The sequence below is a fragment of the Nocardia glycosmidis genome (assembly GCF_052545115.1).
Genome location: NZ_JBQWRH010000001.1, coordinates 176778 through 196606, shown reverse-complemented (window position 1 = coordinate 196606; position 19829 = coordinate 176778). Strand labels below are relative to the sequence as shown.

Below are 19829 nucleotides of genomic sequence, written 5' to 3'. Positions count from 1 at the left end.
GAGGTGGCATTGTTGGGGGCGCACGTGCCAGTTCTTCGACCACGAAGGAGCCTTATGTCCGCACCCAACCTCACTCGTGAACAGGCGATCGAACGCGCCTCGACGGTGTCGGTCGAGAACTATCACATCGAACTGGACCTGACCGACGAGGCGGGCAAGCCCGGCGAGCAGACGTTCTTCTCGCGCAGCAGCGTCACCTTCACCGCAGCACCCGGAGCGAGCACGTTCATCGATATCGTGGCGCGCGGTGTTCGCTCGGCGGTGCTCAACGGCACCGCACTGGACATCTCCGGCTATGACGAGTCGACCGGAATCACGCTGGCCGATCTCGCCGAGCGCAACGAGCTCGTCGTGGAGGCCGACTGCGAGTACTCGAACACCGGCGAGGGTCTGCACCGGTTCGTCGATCCCACCGACGAGGCCGTGTACCTGTACTCGCAGTTCGAAACCGCCGACGCCAAGCGGATGTTCGCCTGCTTCGACCAGCCCGATCTGAAGGCCACCTTCGACATCGCCGTCACCGCGCCGGCGAACTGGCAGGTCGTGTCCAACAGCGCGGTCGTGGAAACCCTCGCCGCCACCCCGGGCCGGCACGTCTTCCGCACCACCCCGAAGATGAGCACCTACCTGGTCGCGCTCATCGCGGGCCCATACGCGCAATGGACCGACGTCTACACCGACGAACACGGCAGCATCCCGCTCGGCCTCTACTGCCGCGCCTCGCTGGCCGAGTACATGGACGCCGACCGGCTGTTCACCGAGACCAAGCAGGGCTTCGGCTTCTACCATGGCAATTTCGGCACCCCGTACGCTTTCGGCAAGTACGACCAGCTGTTCGTGCCGGAGTTCAACGCGGGCGCGATGGAGAACGCGGGCGCGGTGACCTTCCTGGAGGACTACGTCTTCCGGTCCAAGGTGACCCGCGCGTCCTACGAACGTCGCGCGGAGACCGTGCTGCACGAGATGGCGCACATGTGGTTCGGTGATCTGGTCACCATGAAGTGGTGGGACGATCTGTGGCTGAACGAGTCGTTCGCCACCTTCGCCTCGGTACTGTGCCAGTCCGAGGCCACCGAATACGCCAACGCGTGGACCACGTTCGCGAACGTCGAGAAGTCCTGGGCCTACCGGCAGGACCAGCTGCCTTCCACCCACCCGATCGCCGCGGACATCCCGGATCTCGCCGCCGTCGAGGTGAACTTCGACGGCATCACCTACGCCAAGGGCGCCAGCGTGCTGAAGCAGCTGGTCGCCTACGTGGGTTTGGCGCCGTTCCTCGCGGGGCTGCGCGCGTACTTCGCCGAGCACGCCTACGGCAACGCCACGTTCGACGATCTGCTGGCGGCGCTGGAGAAATCGTCCGGGCGCAACCTGTCCACCTGGGGCGCGCAGTGGCTGAAGACCACGGGACTGAATATCCTGCGCCCCGACTTCGAGGTCGACGCCGAGGGCAGGTTCAGTTCGTTCGCCGTCGTCCAGGAGGGCGCGCAGCCGGGCGCGGGTGAACGGCGCGTGCACCGGCTCGCCATCGGCGTCTACGACGATCAGGACGGAAAGCTGGTGCGCACCGAGCGCGTCGAGCTCGATCTCGACGCCTCCGAGCGCACCGAGGTTCCCGAGCTGGTCGGCGTGCCGCGCGGCCGGTTCGTGCTGATCAACGATGACGACCTCACCTACTGCTCGGTCCGGCTGGACGCCGACTCGCTCGACGTGCTGGTCAACCGGATCGCCGATATCGCCGAGCCGTTGCCGCGCACGCTGGCCTGGTCCGCGGCCTGGGAGATGACTCGCCAAGCCGAGTTCCGCGCCCGCGATTTCGTCGCGCTGGTCCAGCGCGGAGCCGGCGCCGAGACCGAAATCGGTGTGGTGCAACGACTTCTGATGCAGGCCAACCTCGCGCTCAGCAGCTACGCCGCCCCGGACTGGGCAGCTGCCACCGGCTGGGCGGACTACGCGAACCGCCTGCTGGAACTCGCCCGCGAGGCCGAACCGGGCTCGGACCACCAGCTGGCCTTCGTCAACGCGCTGACCGGCGCGAAACTGTCGGACTGGCACACCGAGGTGCTGCGCGAACTACTCGACGGCGACCCGGCGAAGGTCGGACTGGCCGGCCTGGTGGTCGACACCGATCTGCGCTGGCGGCTGGTGTCCGCGCTCGCGGCAGCGGGCGAGATCGATGCCGACGGGCTGGAGACACCCGTCATCGACCAGGAGCTGGCCAACGACCCGACCGCCGCGGGCAAGCGCCAGGCGGCCGCGGCGGCGACAACCCGGCCGATCGCCGCGGTGAAGGAACAGGCATGGACGACGGTGATGGGCGACGATTCGGTGCCCAACGTCACCGCCCGTTCGATTGTCGGCGGGTTCGCACCTCCCGGACAGGGGGAGCTGCTCGCGCCGTACGTGGAGCGGTATTTCGCCGAGATCCCGGATGTCTGGGAGCGGCGCTCCAGCGAGGTCGCCCAGACGGTGGTGATCGGCCTCTACCCGCAGTGGGCGATCAGTGAGGACGCGGTGTCCGTCGCCGACAAGTTCCTCGCGGGCGACCACCCACCGGCCCTGCGACGACTGGTCAGTGAGGGCAAGGCAGGTATCGAACGCTCCCTGCGCGCCCGCGCCTTCGACTCGCGGTAATAAATGAAAGCGGCGCGTCCGCCCGGTGACCGGGTGGACGCGCCGGGTTGCGAAGAACTACCTACCGATGGCCGCGGCCATCACCCGGACCGCGGAGACCAGTCCGTCGATCAGCTGGCCCTGCCGGAACGAACTCAGCGCCGCGGTCACACCGAGCCGGCAGACGCGATCGTTCGCGCGGTCGGCGACATCCCGGCCCGAACGCACCTCGATCGCCTTGGCATCGGGCGAGACGGCGATCAGCACCGAGCGCGCAGCCTCGGGTGTCTCGGGGAAAATCGCGTCCGCGCCGGCGGCCGGGTCGGCGCCCAGATCACCGATGTAGACGTTGAAGCGCACCTTGGTTGCCCGGGTCGCCTCGGTGAGCACGTTGTCCATCGTGAGCCGCTCGTGGTCGCTGAACGGCGCTTCTTTGAACACGTCGCCCGCCTCGTGCACGCCGGAGACGCGCCCGCTGCTGGTGATGGCGTATCCGTGCGGCAGATCGGCTTCGACCACCGCCGGCCACTTAGAACTTGCCACTTGCCCGTCCTCCGATCAGCTCCACCTCGGTGGACTCGATGGCCGCATGGTGCCCATGCGAGGTCTCTGCGATGTGGTGACCCGAGGTCGTCACCTCGTCAGTAGCACTCCACAGCACCGGCGCCTGAGTCCACTTCTGGCCGAGGGCGAAGTGGACCGGCTTCTCGCCGGGCAGCGGCTTACCGAGAAACGACAATCCGGCGATGACGCCGTAGATCACCAGCGGGATGCCGACGAAGATCAGCACTGTCTCGAGAATGCTCACGGCTCAAAGGTAGACGATCGTCTGTAGTAGTTCTGCGCCCGGTCGATGCGCACGCCGGCCCATGTCGCCTCCACCCCACCACGACCTGGGCTTTTCCGATTTTTTTCAGACCAGCCAGGCCGCAGCGTTCGGCGGCAGCCGGCCACCGTCGGACGGTGCGCTGGCCAGCAGCAGGTCCCCTGGTGGTAGCTGGATCGGCGCGTTCGAGGCGTTGAGCGCGCAGACCAGCCCGCCGGAACGCCGGAACGCCAGACAGCCCGGCGGGCTGCCGTACCACTCGATCCGGTCCCCAGCGAACTCCGGACGCAGCCGACGCAGTTCGATCGCCCTGCGGTAGAGCGACAGGGTGGAGCCGAGGTGTTCCAGCTGCGCTTCGACCGTCAACCCGGCCCAGTCGGAGGGAATCGGCAGCCAAGGCGTCCCGCTGGTGAAGCCGAACGGTGGCGCGGCGCCTTCCCACGGCACCGGGACCCGGCAGCCGTCACGGCCGCGCTGGGTGTGCCCGGAGCGCTCCCACACCGGATCCCGCAGCACCTCGTCCGGCAGATCGTCCACGTTCGGCAGTCCCAGCTCGGCGCCGTTGTAGATGAATACCGCGCCGGGCAGCGCGAGTTCCAGCAGAATCATCGCCCGCGCCCGGGCGAGTCCGATCGCGCCGCCACCGTATCGGGTGACCTCGCGCTCGATGTCGTGGTTGGACAGCGTCCAGGTGGGCACGGCGAACACCGGCCCGACGGCGGCGAGCGAGTTGTCGATCGCGTCGCGCACGGCCTCGGCGCTGAACGCGGCCTCCGCGAGGCGGAAATTGAACGCCAAGTGCAGTTCGTCGGAGCGCACGTACTCGCCGAAGCGGATGTTGTCGTTGACCCACACTTCGCCGATGGTCACCGCGTCCGGGTACTCGTCGACCACCTTGCGTATCCGGCGGTGGATCTCGTGGACCGCGGGGTTGTTGAACCGGGGGTCGTTGTCGTCGTGGGCGAGCAGGGCCGACACGGAGAGCTCGGGCATATCGGGCAAGCCGTCGGGCTTGGCCATACCGTGCGCGACGTCGAGCCGGAAGCCGTCCACGCCACGGGCGAGCCAGAACCGCAAGGTCTGCTCGAAATCCGCGGCGACCTCCGGATCGGCCCAGTTCAAGTCGGGTTGCTCGCGGGCGAAGATGTGCAGGTACCACTGGCCCGGCGTGCCGTCGGGTTCGGTGACCCTGGTCCACGCGGGCCCACCGAAGATGCTCGGCCAGTTGTTCGGCGGCTCGGCGCCGCCGGGCCCGCGGCCGTCCCGGAAGATATACCGGGACCGCTCCGGGCTACCAGGGCCCGCCGCCAGCGCGGCGCGGAACCACGGGTGCTGATCGCTGGTGTGGTTGGGCACCAGGTCCATCGTGACTTTGATCCGACGGGCGTGCGCGTCGGCGATCAGCGCGTCCATCGCGGCCAGACCGCCGAAGAGTTGGTCGATATCGCGCGGATCGGCGACGTCGTAGCCACCGTCCGCCATCGGGGAACGCATCACCGGGCAGACCCACAGCGCGTCCACGCCGAGCAGTTCGAGGTAGCCGAGCTTGTCCCGGACTCCACCGAGATCACCGATCCCATCGCCGCTGGAATCCGCGAAGGACCTGGGATAGACCTGGTAGAACACGGCCGACCGCCACCACGGTTGGGTGGTTCGATCCACCGGGGCCGTTACGGCTGGTGTATCACTCACATCCGCAATAGTGCCAAAGGGTGAACGCGGTGCCACCGCACCGTAGTCGGAAACACATGCCAGCGCACTGCTGGATTCCCCGCACGAACGGGTAGTCAGAACGGGGCATTCATTAACGAGTTGGCCGCCATCTCCAGGTAGTCGAGCAGCGCCTTGCGGTGCTCGTCGTCGAGGATGTCGGGCTCTATCTCCGCGACCGCGATGCGCATGCAGCGCAACCAGGCGTCGCGCTCGATCGGTCCGATGGTGAACGGCATGTGCCGCATGCGCAGACGTGGATGGCCACGCTCGTCGGAGTAGGTGCGCGGGCCACCCCAGTACTGTTCGAGGAACATCCGCAACCGGCGCTCGGCCGGACCGAGGTCTTGTTCCGGATAGAGCGGACGCAGCACCTCGTCGGCCGCCACCTCGCGATAGAAGGTCGCGACGATCCGCCGGAACGTGTCCGCCCCGCCGACCGCCTCGTAGAACGACGTCGCTGTCTGCTCGCCCGAAGTCATTGACCCTCTCGATTCACCGGATGCACCGCTGTCCATTGTGCCCGCGCCGCTCTTGTGCCGCGCGCCGCCACTGCGCCGCCCTCGCGCCGCCGGTCAGCGCCGGAAAACGTCGCACCTGGGCGGCTCTTCAGCCACAGTTAACCGGACATTGTTGAAAATCACCGTGCAATGCCCGGCGTTCCATGGTCAACTGGGTGACAGTCTCTGCTCCGCAGATACCACATGATCCTGCCAATCATGAAATCGAGGTCGAGATGAAGCAGCGGCACAGCGCCCGGTCACATGAGGCGCGAGCGCACCGACAACTCCAGCCCGCCGACGTCCACAATCGTGGGTCGGGGGCTACTCCGCTGCACATCTTGTCCGAACATTATCCGGGCGGACATCGTGGCCATCACGACCACGGTCCCCACCCCGCCGCATCGCCCGCCGAGGGCACGAACTGGCTCAAGACCAGGGTGCTGCTGCTGAACGCCACCTACGAGCCGCTCACCGCTTTGTCCGCGCGCCGCGCGATCATCCTGCTCATCTGCGACAAGGCCGATACCGTTCACCACAACGACACGGGGCCGGTAGTGCACTCCGCCGAGACGTCGGTCGTCATTCCTTCGGTGATCCGCCTGCGCAGCTACGTCCACGTGCCCTACCGTGCCCGGGTGCCGATGACTCGCGCCGCCCTCATGCACCGGGATCGCTATCGGTGCGGTTACTGCGGCGGCAAGGCCGAGACGATCGACCACGTGATTCCGCGCAGCCGAGGCGGCGAACACTCCTGGGAGAACTGCGTCGCCAGTTGTGCACCGTGCAACCACCGCAAGGCCGACAAGCTGCTCAGCGAGCTGGGCTGGACCTTGCGCTCCGCACTGGTCTCGCCGAAAGGCCCGCACTGGCGCCTGTTGTCCACCACCGCGGAACTCGACCCGGTGTGGTTGCAGTATCTCGGCGAAGGCGCGGCCTGATCGCTCAGGTGTATTCGATCACCAGCGTGGCCCAGGTCGGCGAGGTCAGCGCTTCGAACACATGCGGCTGATCGCCCGGGTAGGCGATGTAGTCACCGGGATGTAGTTCGACCGGCGCGTCGACCGGACCGACCATCGCACGCCCCTCGGCGAGCAGCACGTGCTCGACCACGCCCGGAATGTGCGGATCCGATCGGCGCGCATGTCCGGGTTCCGCGGTGATGCGGAACAGATCGCGGCGTGCGTTGGCCGGACCGGCGGCCAGCAAGGTGGCTCGATACTCCGAGTGCGCGGCGGCCACCACCGGCCCCGCGCCTGCCCGGATCACGTGCACGTTCGAGCGGGGCGGGTCGAACAATCGGGAGAACGGCATGTCCAGCGCGACGCACAGCGCCCACAATGTCTCCAGGCTCGGATTTCCCGTTCCCGATTCCAATTGCCACAACGTGGATTTCGCGATGCCCGCCCGATGGGCGACCTCACTCAGCGACAACCCGGCCTTGGTGCGCTCGCGGCGCAGCGCAGCGGCGATCACCGCCTGAGGTGTCGCGTGCTGCTGCGTCATGCCACCAGAAAACCATATTGACGAACCCGCCTGCCATGTTCACCATAGAAAACATGCGTTCGATATGGCGAACACTGGGCCGCGAGGCGCTGATGGGCATCGCGGCCGTCTGCGCCGCCGTCTGGGTGATCGGGATCTCCTACGGGGCAACCGCGGTCGCTGCGGGCTTCCCGGTCTGGCTGCCGGTCCTGCTCGGGTGCGTGGTGCTCGCCGGAAGTTCGGAGTTCCTCTTCCTCGGCATCGTCGCCACCGGCGGTAGTCCGATCGCCGCCATGCTCGCGGGGCTGCTGGTGAATGCCAGGCACCTGCCCTACGGGCTGTCGGTTCCGGACGTGGTCGGCACCGGGTGGCGGCGATCGCTCGGGGTGCATCTGATGAACGACGAGTCCGTGGCACTGGCCATCGCGCAGCCCGACGCGCGGCGCAAGCGGGCCGCCTACTGGGTCACCGGCGCCGGGGTACTGCTGGCTTGGCCCAGCGGGGCGGCGATCGGGGCGCTGATCGGGTCGGTGGTTCCCGATACCTCGGCCCTCGGATTGGACGCGGTGTTCCCCACGGTGCTGCTCGCGCTGGTGCTGCCTGCTCTGCGCGACCGAGCCACGCTCCGGGCGGTGGGCGCAGGCACCGCGATCGCGCTGGCCGGCGCCCCTTTCCTGCCCACCGGGCTGCCCGTTCTGCTCGCTCTTGCGGGAGTGCTCGTCTCGGCGCGCGAACGACCGGCTCCCGTCGCACAGGAAGCACGATGATGCTGACCGCCGGAATATTTGCGCTCGCCGCGGGCACCTACGCCTTCCGCTGGGCCGGTCCGGCGCTGCGCGAACGGGTCCGCATTCCCGCACGCGCGGTGCGACTGCTGGAGATCGGCGCGGTCGTTCTGCTCACCGCGCTGGTCGCCGTCACCACTGTGCCGCTCGGCACGGGTGATCTCGGATTCGCCGTGCCCGCAGGCGTTCTCGTCGGTGGAGCACTCGCCTGGAAAGGGCAGCCCATCCTGGTGGTGATCCTGGCCGCTGCGGCGACGACCGCGCTGTCCCGCCTGTTCGGCATCTTCTGAGCATCCCGAAAAGCATTGTGGACCAGACTTTTTCATTGATCACGCGGGGCGGCGCCGTCCCCCCTGCCGACGGTGCCGCCCGCCTTATCGATCGTTCATGGGCGACCATGCGCTACTGGGGAATTGGCAGCCGATATCGGATACGCGAGCGCGGATCAGCACGTTTGCCCGCAACGCGACATCAGCCTGACTGACAACACGGGTCTGACTCGGATCAGCGCGTTTGCACGCGACGCATGCCGGCGCGCGCCGGCCATCGAGTCACCGTGCTCACGGATCCGGTCCTGATACATCCTCACCGCCCGCGCGCGGGTCTCCTCGTCGAACTTCCGTGGTGCCGCCATGGCTGACAGTCTCCCTTGCTATATCAGGAGTCTCCAGCCGGTCCAGGATGGTTCAACCAACTTGCAAGCCATACATAACCGCGCACGTCGATGCCGCACTTTCCATTGCATCGGACCACACCGACCCGACCCCGACATCGAGCGAAGCGAGATCGAGCATCGCTAGAACAGCAGGTTGATTCCACCGCCGAGGCGGCGGGCAACCGAGCCGTAGCGGGCATCCAGCCGCAACCATGTTCTGGTGGCGCGCACACGAACGATCTCGGCGGGTGGGATGCGGCGCGGATCGGCCTTCTCCCCCGCATGCGGGATGAAATCCATCGCCGTGAGCGCGAAGACAACCCGCATCGGCACCTGCACCTGGGTTCCCGCACCGGACACGGTCAACACGGCCTGGTCGAGTAGCGAGGCAGGCGGGCCATGACCGCTGCCATGTTCCTTCGCCAGCCGCGCCCCCTGCTCGGCGAGTTCCACCAAGGTGCGCGCGGGCACGTCGTCGACATGCGTGAAACCGTCTGCGGGTGGCAACGCGCCACGCCAGGCGGAGTCCATCGAATATCCGAGATCGATCGGGCTGCCACTGGCCAGCCCGGCCAGCACCAGCTCGGCGTCGACGGTGACATCGTCGACGCCGAGTTCGGCTACCACCGTGCGCACCGCCAGCGCCTCGAATCCGGTCGCCACCCACGCGGCAACGTAGCGCTCGCCGCGACGGCGCAGGCGCACCACCGCCGCGGGGTCCAGGCGCGTGGCCCTGGTGAGGAACGTCGCGAGATTCTCCCGCTCCGCCGGATCGGACACGTGCAGCACTCGTTGTTCCGCCATTACAGCTGCTCCGCCGTCACCACTGAACGATCACCGACTGAACGATCACCGACGCGCGCGCTCACTCCATCCACTCGGACAGATAGTCACGCTCGGCGTCGGTGAGCCGGCGCAACCGCTGCGCCGGCATATCGAACGCCGCGATCTGCGTGGACGCGACCACCGCCGCCGGCGAATCGGGCTCGGCACCGGATGCTCGCACCTCGTAGCCGATGGTGAAGTCGACCGCGCGTAACCGCTCGATCCACATCGCGATATCCAGCGGCGTGTCCTCGTGCCGCAGCTGGCCGCGGTAGCGAACTCGCAGGTCGGTGAGCACGCAGCCCTCGCGCAGCGGGGCGGTGGGGCGGCCGTCCTCGAACAGCCACGGGATCCGCGCCTCCTCCAGCAGCGTCACCATACGGGCATGGTTGACGTGCTGGAACACGTCCATATCCGACCATCTGACGTCCACTTCGGCGTGGAACCGCTTGGGCAGCACCAGGCTGCCCGCCGCTGCCCCGCTTCCGTTCATCGATCTCGTCACCGTGGTACCTCCGATTGAGCGCCCACCCCGCTCACCATGCTCCGCACTTGCCGCGCTGCAACCGACAGCGTGGCGAGATCGTGGGTCCCGGACTCGAACAACTCCGACAGCGCCGCCCTGGCTCGGCCGAGGCGGGACTGGTTCTTCGACTCCCAGTATGCAATTTTTTCGTCCGCGGTCTCCTCGGGGTCGCCACCGGAGAGCACGTCGAGGGTGAGCGACCGCAGCGAGCCGTACATGTCATCGCGCAACGCCAGCCGCGCCAGCGAGTGCCAGCGATCGCCGCGTTCGAGGTGACTGACGGCCTCCAGCAGCCAATCGATCTTGAGGTGATCGTTGAGCGCGTAGTACAGCGAGCCGACTTCGTCGCCGTCCCGGTCGGTGATGTCGGCGATGTCCACGATGTCCAGCAAGGGGAACAGGTTGAGCAGACCGAAGACCTCGGTCGCCAGATCGGTCGGCGCGCCACGCGCGATCAATTCGGCAGACTGGTCGGTAAGCGTGGATACGTGATGTCCGCGCAGCCAGTTCGGTACCTTGGGTGCGAGTTCGCGCATGTCGCTGCGGTATCGGCTGATCTCGGAGCCGACCGCGATCGGCTGCGGCCGGTTGCTCAGCAGCCACCGGGATGCTCGATCCAGCGTCCGCTTGGTCTCCAGTTCGAGCAGGTCGCGCACCGAGGTGGGCGCGTCGCAGGCCCGGATCCGCGCCCACATCTCATGCAGGTCGAAGATCCCGCTCGCGGCGGCGAAGGCGCGCACCGCGTCGGTGGTCGTCGCTCCGGCTTCTTCGTTCAACCGGTGCGCGTAGGTGATGCCGCCGTAGTCCACCATCTCGTTGGCGACCATGGTGGTGACGATCTCTCTGCGCAGCCGGTGCCGCTTGATCGCGGTGCCGAACCTGCTGCGCAGCGGAGTCGGGAAATAGTCGGACAGCCGCGCCGCGAAATACTGGCTGTCGGGCAGGTCGGAATCGAGTAGATCGGCCTTGAGCGACAGCTTCACGTGCGCCATCAGGTTGGCCAGCTCCGGTGACGCCAGACTCCCGCCATCCTCCAGCCTGCGCTTGATCTCCTGATCCGAGGGCAGCGCCTCGAGTTCGCGGTCCAGGCCGCGCCGCTGCTCGAGATCCTCGATGAGCCGCATCTGCACGCTCAGCATTTGCGGCGCCTCGGTGCGCGAAACGCCCATCAAGAAGTTCTGCGCCACGTTGTCCCGCAGCACCAGCCGCGCGACCTCGTCGGTCATCGAGGCCAGCAGCGGGTTGCGCTCGGTCTCGGGCAATTGTCCGCCGGAGACGAGGGCGTCCAGCAGAATCTTGATGTTGACCTCATGATCGGAGCAGTCCACGCCCGCGGAGTTGTCCAGCGCGTCGGTGTTCATCTTGCCGCCGTTGCGGCAGAACTCGATGCGGCCCAGCGCGGTCGCCCCCAGGTTGCCGCCCTCACCGATCACCTTGACCCGCAACTGGTTTCCATTGACCCGGACCGCGTCGTTGGACTTGTCGCCCACGTCGCCGTTCGACTCGGTGCTCGCCTTGATGTAGGTGCCGATACCCCCGTTCCACAGCAGGTCGACCGGAGCGAGCAGGATCGCGCGAACCAGGTCCGGCGGTGACAGCGATTCGACATCGTCGGCCAGTCCGAGTGCCGTCCTGGCCTGCGGACTGATCGGCACCGATTTCACCGTCCGGTCCCACACACCGCCGCCCGGACCGATCAGCGACGCGTCGTAATCGGCCCACGACGAACGCGGCAGCGCGAACAACCGCTGCCGCTCCCGGAACGAACGCGCCGCGTCCGGAATCGGATCCAGGAAAACGTGCCGATGGTCGAACGCCGCCACCAAACGAATGTGCTCCGACAGCAACATGCCATTACCGAACACATCACCGCTCATATCACCCACACCGACAACGGTGAAATCCTGCGTCTGAGTGTCGATTTCCAGCTCACGGAAATGCCGTTTGACACTCTCCCACGCACCCCTGGCCGTAATCCCCATCGCCTTGTGGTCATAACCGGCCGACCCACCCGACGCGAATGCATCACCAAGCCAGAAACCATAGCTGTGGGCGACATCGTTGGCGATATCCGAAAACGTCGCCGTTCCCTTATCCGCAGCCACCACCAAATAGGTGTCATCACCATCCCGACGCACCACCCGAGCCGGCGGCAGCACCGCACCGCTCACACGATCCACATTGTCGGTGATATCCAAGAGGCCGGAAACGAACGTCCGATAACAAGCAACACCCTCAGCACCCAACGCCTGCCGATCCCCCGCCGGATCACCAGTGGCCGCAGGCGGCTGCTTCACCACAAACCCACCCTTGGCACCCACCGGCACGATCACCGCATTCTTCACCGCCTGTGCCTTCACCAAACCCAACACCTCGGTCCGGAAATCCTCCAACCGATCCGACCACCGCAAACCACCACGCGCCACCGCCCCGAAACGCAGATGCACACCCTCGACCCGTGGCGAATACACGAATATCTCGAATTGCGGCCGCGGCCTGGGCAATTCCGCGATCTCCTGCGGTTCGACCTTCACCGAGAGGTAATCGCGCGACCCACCGTTCGCGTCGGTGACGTAATAGTTGGTCCGCAACGTCGCTTTGACCAAGCCCAGGATGGCACGCAGAATGCGGTCCGAGTCGAGGCTGACGACCTCATCGATCCGTCCGCGGACCTTGATCTCCAGCTCAGCGGCGCGCTCGGCGGAGCAGGTATCCGGGTCGAAACGCGCCGCGAACAAGTCGACGAACAACCGCGCGATGTCCGGATAGGTGAGCAGCACGCGGCAAATGTTCACCTGACTGTACGGAAAACCGGCCTGCTGCAAGTATTTCGCGTAGGTCCGAAGAATCGAGACGGCCCGCCAGGGCAGCCGGGCGCGCAGCACGAGTTCGTTGAGACCGTCCGCCTCGGCACGGCCGTACCACATCGCTTCGAACGCTTCCACGAACCGCTCACGCATCCCGCGAACCGCTGCCTCCAGCACGTCGGCACGTTGGGAGGACTCGAGCAGCTCCGCGTCCAAATCGCGGTCCAGCGAACTGCGCAGCAATTCGGGACGGGCCAGCAGGCCGAAGTCGTATATCCACCGCTCGCCGCCGGCGCCGCCGTCGGCGGCGGTCTCCAGCTCGACCTGGTATGGCCGCTCGTCCACCACCTCCACACCGAGGCTCTGCAAAATCGGAAGCACCTGACTCAATGAGATGCCCCGCCCGCCGATGTAGAGGGTGAAGCGCCACGAACCCGGTTCCGAATCCGGCCTGCGGTAGAGATATTGGTCGATGCCGCCGTCGCGCACCCGCTCCAGGCGCACGATGTCCGAGAGCGCACGGGCAGCGGCGAAATCCTGCTTGTAACCCTCCGGAAAGGCTTCCACGTACCGCTCTACCAAAGCGGGATCGAGCACCGTCGACGTGCTCACCTCGTCGTTCAGGTTGTCGTCCCAGGTGCGGCTCGCCTCGGCGAGCAGATTCTGCAACCGCAACCGGTTGGCCTCGGAGGTGTCGGCGGTGGGTGGCGCCTGACGTGCAGCGCCGATTTCGGCCTCCGGCAGCCGCACCGTGAAATACACACGCGCCAAATCGCTTTCGCCCACGCGCGCGGAGTAGTCGATGGACACGCCGCCGAATTCGTGGACCAGGATATCCTGCATCTCCAGCCGCGCCCTGGTGGTGTATCGATCGCGTGGCAGGTAGACCAGGCAGGCGACATAGCGGCCGTAGGCGTCCGCCCGGAGGAACAGGCGCACCTGGCGGCGCAGGCCCACATTCAGTACGGCGGTCGAGGTGCGGCGCAACGTCTCGGCATCGGAGGAGAACAGTTCGGTGCGCGGGAAGGACTGGATGACCTCCAGCATCGCCTGGCCGGAGAACGAATCCAGATCGAATCCGCTGTCTTCGATCGCGGAACGCACTCGGCGTGCGATCACCGGGATGTCCAAGACGTTCTCGTGCACCGCGGTGACAGTGAAGACGCCGATGAACAGGTGCTCGCCGACGGTCGCCCCGCTCGTGTCGAAGTCGGCGACCCCGATGAAGTACGGGTACACCGAGCGGTGCACGGTGGCGGGGATCAACCCCTGCGTCAGCGTGAGCAGCGGACGGTCGCCGCCGTTGACCGGAACATGGAAGTCGGTGCCGACGTCCGGCCGCAGCACCCCGAGGCAGGTGCCCGGCGCCATCGCGGAGCTCGCCCGCTCCTGGTCGGCACCGAGTCGGTAGCGGGCATAGCCGAGGACGGTGAAGTTTCCCCGCCCGAGCCAGCGCAGCAGATCGGCCGTGTCGACCAAATCGCTCGCGGCGAACGGCGCCGCCCCCGAGCGTGCGGCCCGTTGCAGGTCGTCGGCCAGTTCGGTCTGCACCTGCTTGATGGCCTCGGTGTCGTCGATCACCTGCCGCACGTCGTCGACCACGTCCGGCACGGCGGCCTCGACCCTGGCCAGCAGCGCCGGGGCGGTCGACGGGTGCAGCTGGATATGCATCCAGGATTCCCGGAGCACGGCCGCGCCCGCGCCGTCCACCTCGTGCGGTGCGGCGTGCGTCAGATGTCCCTGCGCGTCCCGCTCGACCTCGAAGATCGGGTGGATGATCTCGCTGACGCTGACACCCATCCGGCTCAACGACGAGCTGATCGATTCGACCAGCAGCGGCATGTCGTCGGTGACGATCTGCACGGCGGCGCCGATACCCGACCCGTCGTCCGGGTGGTACACCCGCACCAGGGCGCGACCAGGGAGGCGAGTCGCCGCCAGCTGCAGGTGCCGGCGAAAGATCTGAGTGATGCCGGTGATCGCACAGTCCACATCGCCCGCGTCGACGTGGCGGAAATACGCTTCCTCGAGCGTCGCGAGTTCGCCGCGCAGCGACTGCGGCAAACCCGCGGCCCACGCCGCGCTGGACAATTCGGACGAGACGGTCATTTTCGCCAACTCCCTCGGATATCGGTTCCGTAACAAAGTGACGCCGGTCCGAGAGTAACTGTGCGCCGAAGACGCGTGGGTGAATTCCCTTCCGATATCCGGGTGTTCACCACGACCGCGGAGTTCGTCGCGCAGCTGCCGAGATCACACGGTTGACCTCGGCGCAGTACAAGATCGGACCCGCGAACGTCAGGTGAGCGCTACAGGTCGTATCCGCGGCGGCAGTAGCGCCCCACCGGGACCTCGGGTCAGCTCGGCCGCCGCGTCGGTGGTCCCGGCCACCGATTGCTCGAACTGCGCCTGCGCATTCACACTCCCACCCTAGCGAGCTACGCGCGGGTAGGTGTTGCTCCTCGTCCGGGTTGTCGGCGAAGGTTCATGGCGGCGATGGCCGGAGGCAACCACCTGCCGGGGGAATGTCGCCAAACGCCGAGCAGTGGTCACGATCAGGCCGCCACCCGGTATGGCCTGCGGCCAACCAGGCCGAGGGGTGTGCGACGAAATCGTTTTGCCGAGAACGTGTCTGTGGGCTGCGAGACAGTCGTTCCCGGTCGGCTTCTCCGACGGACCGCCCCGTCGGACAGGTGGGTGCGGACCGGACTGCACCCACCCGCCGTAACCGATCTAGCCGCGCGTCAGTTTCCGGTGCGTAACCCGGTGCGGGCGGGCGGCTTCCAACCCGAGACGCTCCACCTTGTTGGCCTCGTATGCCTCGAAGTTGCCCTCGAACCAGAACCACTTGGCCTCGTTGTCGCTGTCGCCCTCCCACGCCAGGATGTGCGTGCAGGTCCGGTCGAGGAACCAGCGGTCGTGCGAGATGACCACGGCGCAGCCCGGGAACTTCTCCAGGGCATTCTCCAATGAGCCGAGGGTCTCCACGTCGAGATCGTTGGTCGGCTCGTCGAGCAGGATCAGGTTGCCGCCCTGCTTGAGGGTCATGGCCAGGTTGAGGCGGTTGCGCTCACCGCCGGAGAGCACGCCCGCGGGCTTCTGCTGATCGGGGCCCTTGAAACCGAAGGCGCTCACGTACGCGCGGGACGGCATCTCCTGCTGGCCGACCTCGATGTAGTCCAGGCCGTCGGAGACCACCTGCCAGACCGTCTTCTTCGGGTCGATGCCGGCGCGGTTCTGGTCGACGTAGCTCAGCTCGACCGTCTCGCCGACCTTCACCTCGCCGCTGTCGGGCTGCTCGAGCCCGACGATGGTCTTGAACAGCGTGGTCTTACCGACACCGTTGGGCCCGATGACCCCGACGATGCCGTTGCGAGGCAGGGTGAACGACAGATCCTTGATCAGCTGGCGGTCGCCGAAGCCCTTGTCCAGGTGCTCGACCTCCACCACGACGTTGCCGAGACGGGGACCGTGCGGGATCTGGATCTCTTCGAAGTCCAACTTCCGCATCTTTTCGGCCTCGGCCGCCATCTCCTCGTACCGGCCGAGGCGAGCCTTGTTCTTCGCCTGCCTGGCCTTGGCGCCGGAGCGCACCCAGGCGAGTTCCTCCTTGAGCCGTTTCTGCAGCTTCTGGTCCTTCTTGCCTTGTACCTCGAGGCGTTCGGCCTTCTTCTCCAAGTAGGTGGAGTAGTTGCCCTCATAGGGGTAGGTGCGGCCGCGATCGAGTTCGAGTATCCACTGCGCGACGTTGTCCAGGAAGTACCGGTCGTGGGTGACCGCGAGCACGGCGCCCTGGTACTGCGCGAGGTGCTGCTCGAGCCAGTTCACGCTCTCGGCGTCCAGGTGGTTGGTCGGCTCGTCGAGCAGCAGCAGGTCGGGCTTGCTCAGCAGCAGCTTGCACAGCGCGACCCGGCGGCGCTCGCCACCGGAGAGATTGGTGACCGGCTCCTCCGGCGGCGGGCACCGCAGCGCGTCCATCGCCTGCTCGAGCTGGGAGTCCAGATCCCAGGCGTCGGCGTGATCCAGCTCCTCCTGGAGTTTGCCCATCTCCTCCATGAGCTCGTCGGAGTAGTCCGTCGCCATCAGCTCGGCGATCTCGTTGAAGCGGTCGAGCTTGACCTTGATCTCGCCGAGCCCTTCCTCGACATTGCCGCGGACGGTCTTCTCCTCGTTGAGCGGAGGCTCCTGCTGCAGGATGCCGACGGTGGCACCTGCCGCGAGGAAAGCGTCGCCATTGTTCGGCTGGTCCAGTCCGGCCATGATCTTCAGCACGCTGGATTTACCCGCGCCGTTCGGGCCGACGACGCCGATCTTGGCGCCGGGAAGGAAGTTCAAGGTGACATCGTCGAGCACGACTTTGTCGCCGTGCGCCTTGCGAACCTTCTTCATCTGATAAATGAACTCAGCCATAAGTGTGCAGCCTATCGGTGCGGGAGACGGGGGGACGAAGCAGAGCTACCACTGCCGTCAGGACGAAACCGGTCATGCGATCAGGTGCCGACGGGCTCGGGCTCGGGTGCGCTGCCGCGAGGCGGTGCGGACCCGACGGCCGCGACATCCTCCCCCGGCCCGTCAGCGACCGGCACCCGATCTTCAGCACCCGGACCCGGCGAAGTATTCCGCGTCGCCATCTCGGACCATCGTGTCACGTGCGCGGCACAGCGGGACAGATCGGGGCCGACCGCCGTGGCGCGCATCTCCAGATCGCGGCGCTCGACGCCGTCTTTGCTGCGGTACTCGTGCGAGCGCAGTTGACCGTAGGCGATGATCGGGTCACCGCGGCGCAGAGACGCGTCGACACCCGCCACCAACCTGCGCCAGCAACTGACGGTCAGGTACAGCGTCCGGTAGTTGATACTGCCCATATGAGCTATGTGGGACTTCGAGCGGTCGTCGGCGCTCGGGTGTCGGTATTGAAAGATGAGGGCAAGGTTTCACACCTGGCCCAGCAGAGGACAGGTTCGTCCTGGGTCGAAACTCAGGGCGCGTCTATCGTCGGAGCGTTCGAAGACCTGGACGTGTCCGCTTCTATCTCGCCGTTCGATCGGCCGGACCTGGGACGCTGGTTCAAGGAACAGTTCGCCGACTCGTTCGACATCTTGGTGTTCTCCAAGATCGACCGCGCGTTCCGGTCGACCCGGCACATGATCAAGGTTGCGGAATGGTGCGAGGAGCACAAGAAGATCCTTGTTTTCGCCGAAGACGGTCTAGTTCTGAACTACCTGAATCCGGCACCCGGCCTCGAAGGGATGCTTGCAGAGCTGTTCGTCTACATCGGTTCGTTCTTCGCCCAGCTGGAGCTGAACCGGTTCAGCACCCGAACCAAGGACGGTCATCGGATCATCCGGCAGACCGACCGATGGGCATACGGCATCCCACGGTTCGGGTTCAAGACGGCCCCTCACCCGTCCGGCAAGGGCCGGTGCATCGTCCAGGACCCCGCAGCACAGCACGTACTCCACGAGCAGATCAAACCCCGGGTGTTCGCCGGGGACTCTCTGACGTCGATCGTTGCGCATCTGAACAAATGCCCCCACGAACTGAGGAACGAGGAATGCCCCGGACCATGCCAAGGGTCTGCTGTGCCGACTAGCCTGGAACGTTCCCGTGTCGAGTCGGGTAAGCCTCGGCTACGCCGGGAACCGTGGACACACTCAGCTCTTCTCGGGATTCTCACCAGCCATGGCACGCAAGGAATCAAGGTGGCATCGGACGGGTATCCGGTCCTGACTGCGGACGGCTCCATGATTCAGATGGTGGACCCGTCGTTTACAGCGGAGGAGTGGGAACGTATCCAAGCGGAGGTAGCGAAACGTCGACTGTCCGGCAAGAAGCGGGTCAATTCGGAAAACCCGATCCTCGGTGTCGGGTTCTGCGGCAAGTGCAAGCGAGCGCTGTCCCAGCACATTCCGGCGAAGGAAATTCGGCACACCGGGTACTTCCGATGTGCGAACAAGCCGGACCAGGGTTGCAAGGTACTGGTCCGCACTGATGTGGTGTTGCCGTTCTTGGAGGAGACGTTTCTGGGACACTACGGCCCACGGCCGGTTATTCGGCGCGTGCTCGTTCCCGGCAGCGACAACCGGGCAGAGTTGGAGCGCGTAAAGGACTCGATTCAGCGAGTACGGGACGAGTCCGACGCTGGACTGATCGTCACGCCCGAGGAGCGGGCGCAGTACATCGGCCGATTGAAGGGCCTTACGGCCCGTAAGACGGTTCTAGAGGCGTCCCCGGTCACTGCACCCAGGTACGAAGTTGAGACGACCGGAGAAACGTTCGCGGAAGCCTGGAAACGGCTGGATGCGATCGGGCGTCGGGACATGATGCGAGAGGCCGGTATCCGGCTAGAGGTCCACTCGAAGATGCACCTGCACCTGTTCGATACTGGCGATACCGCAGAGGGCTACCAAGAGTGGATGAGCCGCGTAAAGGCGGGACACGTCGACTCGTCATCGTGGGATGGCGAGAACTACACCCGGAGCGAGGCAACTGGTTGGACCTTCTGGACCGACGACGACGGCACCGAGCATTGGCACCGAGTTGCCGGTGGCGGCGAGGAATGGGTTAACGGTGAGCGTTCCAACTGAGCTACAGGTCAGCACGGTCCAGCTCCGGTCAGTCCGAGGTGATGCGTTTGACGCATTGGTTGAGGTAGAGCCCGATGGTTCGCTGACTATCCTGACCGAGGACCGAACAGGCTACGGATCTGCCCATATAGCGTATGCGCATGAGTTCTTCGGCCGAGCTTCGCGAGAGCTAGAGCATAAGTACATAACCCATGATGGCAGGCAGAGGGTTATATCCATATGGCATGGATGCCCTACTGGCACCGCGTGAGCCTGAATCGAGAACCCCAGTTTCCGGCCGAGGTTTCCCATGGTTGAACTCATATGCCCCGAAACGGGCTCCAGTTTCACTTGTGGGCAATTTCCAGACTTTCCAAGGGTCTTTGTATGGGTCGATTATTCTAATCGCTTAGAGAGCCGTTTAGGCGGCTCTTTCAGTTGGGTTGTTAATCCATTAGACAGGCCGAACGCCTGCCGTGAAGTAGACCGGCCATCAGGGCCGGGTATTGAACACCCATATGGACCGGCTCC

General features: G+C 65.9%; 16 protein-coding genes. 5 read left to right on the top strand and 11 right to left on the bottom strand.

Features of this window, described 5'->3' with window-relative positions; genetic code table 11:
* Positions 1-54: 54 nt before the first annotated feature.
* Entirely contained in the window at positions 55-2634 is a 2580-nt protein-coding gene (gene pepN, locus ACT86A_RS00905) for an aminopeptidase N (RefSeq protein ID WP_445090025.1), read from the top strand.
* Positions 2635-2691: 57 nt separating this feature from the next.
* On the opposite strand, the gene ACT86A_RS00900 is transcribed toward pepN, so the two are convergent.
* From ACT86A_RS00900 to ACT86A_RS00885, 4 genes are all read right to left on the bottom strand, one after another.
* Positions 2692-3156: a DUF5130 domain-containing protein gene (locus ACT86A_RS00900; RefSeq protein WP_445090024.1), complete on the bottom strand. Its 465-nt coding sequence runs from the start codon at positions 3154-3156 to the stop codon at positions 2692-2694.
* Positions 3143-3421, bottom strand: a complete 279-nt coding sequence (ctaJ, locus tag ACT86A_RS00895) for an aa3-type cytochrome oxidase subunit CtaJ (protein WP_445090023.1) — start codon at positions 3419-3421, stop codon at positions 3143-3145. The genes ACT86A_RS00900 and ctaJ overlap by 14 nt, the downstream gene beginning before the upstream one ends.
* Before the next feature lie 105 nt (positions 3422-3526).
* The gene (locus ACT86A_RS00890; RefSeq protein WP_445090022.1) at positions 3527-5131 is read right to left on the bottom strand and encodes a glycoside hydrolase family 13 protein; all 1605 of its coding nucleotides are present in this window, start codon (positions 5129-5131) and stop codon (positions 3527-3529) included.
* 95 nt (positions 5132-5226) lie between these two features.
* On the bottom strand, positions 5227-5631 hold the full coding sequence (locus ACT86A_RS00885; protein WP_445090021.1) for a globin: 405 nt from the start codon (positions 5629-5631) through the stop codon (positions 5227-5229).
* A gap of 254 nt (positions 5632-5885) precedes the next feature.
* Here ACT86A_RS00885 and ACT86A_RS00880 point away from each other — a divergent pair, with 254 nt between their 5' ends.
* Positions 5886-6590, top strand: a complete 705-nt coding sequence (locus ACT86A_RS00880; protein WP_445090305.1) for an HNH endonuclease — start codon at positions 5886-5888, stop codon at positions 6588-6590.
* A gap of 4 nt (positions 6591-6594) precedes the next feature.
* On the opposite strand, the gene ACT86A_RS00875 is transcribed toward ACT86A_RS00880, so the two are convergent.
* On the bottom strand, positions 6595-7155 hold the full coding sequence (locus ACT86A_RS00875; protein WP_445090020.1) for a helix-turn-helix domain-containing protein: 561 nt from the start codon (positions 7153-7155) through the stop codon (positions 6595-6597).
* Between the two features lie 53 nt (positions 7156-7208).
* On the opposite strand from ACT86A_RS00875, the gene ACT86A_RS00870 reads away from it, so the two are divergent.
* Positions 7209-7901 carry an AzlC family ABC transporter permease gene (locus ACT86A_RS00870; RefSeq protein ID WP_445090019.1) on the top strand — a complete coding sequence of 231 codons (693 nt, stop codon included), beginning with the start codon at positions 7209-7211 and terminating at the stop codon, positions 7899-7901.
* Positions 7898-8209 (top strand): AzlD domain-containing protein, encoded by a 312-nt coding sequence (locus ACT86A_RS00865; RefSeq protein ID WP_445090018.1) that lies wholly within the window; start codon positions 7898-7900, stop codon positions 8207-8209. Before ACT86A_RS00870 ends, ACT86A_RS00865 begins: the two co-directional genes overlap by 4 nt.
* A gap of 506 nt (positions 8210-8715) precedes the next feature.
* On the opposite strand, the gene ACT86A_RS00860 is transcribed toward ACT86A_RS00865, so the two are convergent.
* The 6 genes from ACT86A_RS00860 to ACT86A_RS00835 all read right to left on the bottom strand — a co-directional run bounded on the left by ACT86A_RS00860 (position 8716) and on the right by ACT86A_RS00835 (position 17597).
* Entirely contained in the window at positions 8716-9378 is a 663-nt protein-coding gene (locus tag ACT86A_RS00860; protein WP_445090017.1) for a DUF8185 domain-containing protein, read from the bottom strand.
* 61 nt (positions 9379-9439) lie between these two features.
* The gene (locus ACT86A_RS00855; RefSeq protein ID WP_445090304.1) at positions 9440-9892 is read right to left on the bottom strand and encodes an acyl-CoA thioesterase; all 453 of its coding nucleotides are present in this window, start codon (positions 9890-9892) and stop codon (positions 9440-9442) included.
* Positions 9893-9900: 8 nt separating this feature from the next.
* Positions 9901-14841 carry an NAD-glutamate dehydrogenase gene (locus ACT86A_RS00850; protein WP_445090016.1) on the bottom strand — a complete coding sequence of 1647 codons (4941 nt, stop codon included), beginning with the start codon at positions 14839-14841 and terminating at the stop codon, positions 9901-9903.
* A 189-nt stretch (positions 14842-15030) separates the two neighbouring features.
* Positions 15031-15153 (bottom strand): hypothetical protein, encoded by a 123-nt coding sequence (locus ACT86A_RS00845; protein WP_445090015.1) that lies wholly within the window; start codon positions 15151-15153, stop codon positions 15031-15033.
* A 312-nt stretch (positions 15154-15465) separates the two neighbouring features.
* Complete coding sequence (gene ettA / locus ACT86A_RS00840; protein WP_445090014.1) at positions 15466-17142, bottom strand: energy-dependent translational throttle protein EttA; 1677 nt, start codon at positions 17140-17142, stop codon at positions 15466-15468.
* A gap of 80 nt (positions 17143-17222) precedes the next feature.
* Entirely contained in the window at positions 17223-17597 is a 375-nt protein-coding gene (locus ACT86A_RS00835; RefSeq protein ID WP_445090013.1) for a single stranded DNA-binding domain-containing protein, read from the bottom strand.
* Here ACT86A_RS00835 and ACT86A_RS00830 point away from each other — a divergent pair, their 5' ends adjacent.
* A complete protein-coding gene (locus ACT86A_RS00830; protein WP_445090012.1) occupies positions 17598-19319 on the top strand; it encodes a recombinase family protein in 1722 nt (573 codons plus the stop codon).
* The last annotated feature ends 510 nt before the right edge of the window (positions 19320-19829 follow it).

What these genes read in the sequence shown, in the direction of transcription:
- pepN (WP_445090025.1), top strand. Translation starts at nt 55, where the DNA reads ATGTCCGCACCCAACCTCACTCGTGAACAGGCGATCGAACGCGCCTCG.
- ACT86A_RS00885 (WP_445090021.1), bottom strand. Translation starts at nt 5,631, where the DNA reads ATGACTTCGGGCGAGCAGACAGCGACGTCGTTCTACGAGGCGGTCGGC.
- ACT86A_RS00880 (WP_445090305.1), top strand. Translation starts at nt 5,886, where the DNA reads ATGAAGCAGCGGCACAGCGCCCGGTCACATGAGGCGCGAGCGCACCGA.
- ACT86A_RS00875 (WP_445090020.1), bottom strand. Translation starts at nt 7,155, where the DNA reads ATGACGCAGCAGCACGCGACACCTCAGGCGGTGATCGCCGCTGCGCTG.
- ACT86A_RS00870 (WP_445090019.1), top strand. Translation starts at nt 7,209, where the DNA reads ATGCGTTCGATATGGCGAACACTGGGCCGCGAGGCGCTGATGGGCATC.
- ACT86A_RS00865 (WP_445090018.1), top strand. Translation starts at nt 7,898, where the DNA reads ATGATGCTGACCGCCGGAATATTTGCGCTCGCCGCGGGCACCTACGCC.
- ACT86A_RS00860 (WP_445090017.1), bottom strand. Translation starts at nt 9,378, where the DNA reads ATGGCGGAACAACGAGTGCTGCACGTGTCCGATCCGGCGGAGCGGGAG.
- ACT86A_RS00855 (WP_445090304.1), bottom strand. Translation starts at nt 9,892, where the DNA reads ATGAACGGAAGCGGGGCAGCGGCGGGCAGCCTGGTGCTGCCCAAGCGG.
- ACT86A_RS00850 (WP_445090016.1), bottom strand. Translation starts at nt 14,841, where the DNA reads ATGACCGTCTCGTCCGAATTGTCCAGCGCGGCGTGGGCCGCGGGTTTG.
- ettA (WP_445090014.1), bottom strand. Translation starts at nt 17,142, where the DNA reads ATGGCTGAGTTCATTTATCAGATGAAGAAGGTTCGCAAGGCGCACGGC.
- ACT86A_RS00835 (WP_445090013.1), bottom strand. Translation starts at nt 17,597, where the DNA reads ATGGGCAGTATCAACTACCGGACGCTGTACCTGACCGTCAGTTGCTGG.
- ACT86A_RS00830 (WP_445090012.1), top strand. Translation starts at nt 17,598, where the DNA reads ATGAGCTATGTGGGACTTCGAGCGGTCGTCGGCGCTCGGGTGTCGGTA.